This is a genomic window from Alcanivorax sp. HI0083, assembly GCF_001635175.1.
On record NZ_LWFX01000304.1, the window covers coordinates 1 to 754 of the forward strand.

1 protein-coding gene and 1 tRNA gene are annotated in these 754 nt (G+C 60.1%); both read left to right on the plus strand.

All coding sequences use genetic code 11. The features are described from left to right. Positions 1-84: 84 nt before the first annotated feature. Positions 85-161, plus strand: a tRNA-Val gene (locus A3754_RS03215). A 111-nt stretch (positions 162-272) separates the two neighbouring features. Further along, positions 273-734, plus strand: coding sequence for a hypothetical protein (locus tag A3754_RS03220; protein WP_063518834.1), 462 nt, complete (start codon positions 273-275; stop codon positions 732-734). The last annotated feature ends 20 nt before the right edge of the window (positions 735-754 follow it).

Below are 754 nucleotides of genomic sequence, written 5' to 3' on the forward strand. Positions count from 1 at the left end.
CGCGGCTGGATCACGGATGATTGGTAATCTGCAACGAGGGTCTTGCCCTGACGGATCAAGCTGCATAGAATTGCCACCCTCTTTAGGCACGTAGCTCAGTTGGTTAGAGCACCACCTTGACATGGTGGGGGTCGGTGGTTCGAATCCACTCGTGCCTACCAGATTCAGACGAGAAGGGCCTGTCGCAGTGATGCGACAGGCCCTTTTTCGTTTTCGCTCCTCCAGTATCGCGCCCGGTAGAATGCGAACGCCTCAAACAGGAGAACGTTGTAATGCCTGAAGCGGATTACCTGGGGGCTGCCCGGCCAGGACTGACGCTGTATCTGCCTCACCGGCCTCTGGGGATGGTCCCGGATGCTGCCGCGCTGGTGGCGGCCAACTCCAATCACTGGCGAAAGATCCTGAATCTGCTGGCCAAGGTGGCGTGCCCGGTGGCGGAGGATTGGCGGCGCTACCGGGATCAAGTGCTGTTTAAGGAGACGGCGCTGTGTTTTGCACCGGTGTTGGCTCAGGGGCCTTGCTGGCACTGGATCGGTGGCAAGGAAAACCTGCTGCGTTTTAGCGGTTTGCGGCACGGTGCCCGGCCGTTGCATGGCGCCCCGGAGATTGCTGTGGACCCGCAAAAACGGCTGCTGCTGACGCCTTACCCGGATTATCGCCAGCTCAGCAATGCCCGTGTAGAGCAGGTGCGCGGGGCTCTGCGCGAGCACCATTTCTACCCTGGTGTTGCATGAGCCTGCCTTATTTTCTGGGG

What these genes read in the sequence shown, in the direction of transcription:
- A3754_RS03220 (WP_063518834.1), top strand. Translation starts at nt 273, where the DNA reads ATGCCTGAAGCGGATTACCTGGGGGCTGCCCGGCCAGGACTGACGCTG.